The organism is Streptomyces misionensis (genome assembly GCF_007896895.1).
Taxonomy (GTDB): Bacteria; Actinomycetota; Actinomycetes; order Streptomycetales; family Streptomycetaceae; genus Streptomyces; species Streptomyces misionensis_A.
On record NZ_VOGW01000178.1, the window covers coordinates 13,254 to 15,313 of the forward strand.

1 protein-coding gene is annotated in these 2,060 nt (G+C 73.5%); it reads left to right on the forward strand.

Annotated features, from left to right (window positions below; translation table 11 throughout):
- The first annotated feature begins 136 nt into the window (after window positions 1–136).
- Window positions 137–1,747: an adenosine deaminase family protein gene (locus tag FRZ03_RS29970; protein WP_146468231.1), complete on the forward strand. Its 1,611-nt coding sequence runs from the start codon at window positions 137–139 to the stop codon at window positions 1,745–1,747.
- Window positions 1,748–2,060: the final 313 nt, after the last annotated feature.

Genomic DNA, 2,060 nt, shown 5'->3' on the forward strand with positions numbered 1-2,060 from the left:
CCGGCACGTCCGCACCGGGCGGGAGGCCCGGCCGGTACCGGACATGAAGACGGACGTGTCACTCGCAAGGGTGCTCTCCGGATGCCGCGCGCCGGTTGCGCCCCTCTCGCCGTTCCCCTTCGGTGATCATGCGGGTGTGAGTCTGCACCCTCGAAGTGCCGTACCGCGCCGGGTCGTTCCGGCCGTGCTCGGCACCCTCAGCGTCCTGTCCCTGCTGTCCGCCCTGCCCGCCGCCGCGCAGCCGGCGCGCCCGGGTGCCCGGCCCGCCGCGCCGCCGCCCCGGCAGGCCACGGCCGCCGAGGCGCGCACCGACGCCTATCTGCGCTCCGTCAAGGACCGGCCCGCCGCCCTGCGCGCCTTCTTCCGGGAGCTGCCCAAGGGCGGTGACCTGCACAACCACCTCTCCGGTGCGGTGAACACGGACTACCTCGTGGAGCTGGCCGCCGAGGACGGCCTGTGCATCGACACCGCGACGATGACCGCGGTCCCCCCGCCCTGCGGCGCCGGCACCCGCCCCGCCGCCGACGCGCGCACCGACCGCGCCTTCCACCAGGCGATCGTGCGCGCCTGGTCCATGCAGGACTTCCCGCCCGGACAGAACGGCCACGACCACTTCTTCGACACCTTCGGCAAGTTCGGCGAGGTGACCTGGCGGCACCGCGGCAAGCTGCTCGCGCAGGTCGCCGACACCGCCGTGAGCAACAACCAGTCGTACCTGGAGACGATGGTCAGCCCGGCCTCGGACGGCGCGAAGAAGCTCGCCGACGAGGTGGGCTGGGACGCCGACCTCCCCGCCCTGCACCGCAAGCTGGTCGCGGGCGGCGGGCTGGACAAGCTGGTCGCCGCCGCGCGCAAGGAGGCCGACGACGGCGACGCCGAGTTCCGCGCCGCCGAGCACTGCGGCACCGCGGGGGCCCGGCCCGCCTGCGGGCTCACCGTCCGCTGGATCTCCCAGGCGTCCCGGGGCGGTTCACCGGTGCGGGTGTTCACCCAGCTCGCCCTCGGCATGCGGCTCGCCGAGGCGGACCCGCGCTTCGTCGCCGTCAACCTCGTCCAGCCCGAGGACTGGGACAGCTCGCTGCAGAACTACAGCTTGCAGATGCGCATGGTCGGCTATCTGCGCACCCGGTACCCGAGGGCCCATGTCACCCTGCACGCCGGTGAGTTGTGGCCCGGCCTGGTCAAGCCGGCGGACCTGAGGTTCCACATCAAGGAGGCCGTCGGCGTCGCGCACACCGAGCGCGTCGGGCACGGCGTGGACCTCGTCCACGAGGACGACTGGCAGAACACCGCGCGCACCATGGCGGCCCGGCGGATCGCCGTCGAGGTGCCCTTCTCCAGCAACGCCCAGATCCTCGGTGTGAAGGGCGCCGAGCACCCCTTCGCCACCTACCGCCGCTACGGCGTCCCGGTCGTCCTCGCCACCGACGACCCCGGTGTCTCCCGCATCGACATCAGCCACGAGTACCAGTACGCGGCCGCGACCTACGGCCTGGACTACCCCGAACTGAAGGACCTGGCCCGCGCGTCCCTGGAGTACGCCTTCCTGCCCGGCGCCGACCTCTGGCAGGGCAACCCCACGGCCCAGGGCTACCGTCCGGTCGAGGTCTGCCGCGCCGAGCACCCCGGGCTGCCGGTGCACAGCGCGCGCTGCCGGCAGTTCCTGGCGGGCAGCGCGAAGGCACGCCTGGAGTGGCGCCAGGAGGCCGCGTTCGCCGTGTTCGAGCGGGCGCACGCACGCGGGTGAGGTGAGCCGCCCCTTCCTGCGCCCCCTGTAGGGGCCGTCCTGGGACCCTGTTCCGAGCCTCTGTCCCGGTCCCCGCTCGGGGTCGGGGCGGGAGCGAGCGGGGCCCGGGCGGCCGGAAACCACCGATTGGCCGGGAAACGCGCTCTCACGCAACCGGTTGCCCCGGTTCCGCCCACCGGCGCTGGTCGTGTACCCGCCAATACCCCGGGTCTGTCACGGTGTCCCATCCGGCACCGCGCGCCACCGGGGTCACCGCCCGCACAGTGCGGGGATGCCGACCCCACATGATCGCCACAGCGCCATCACATCACCT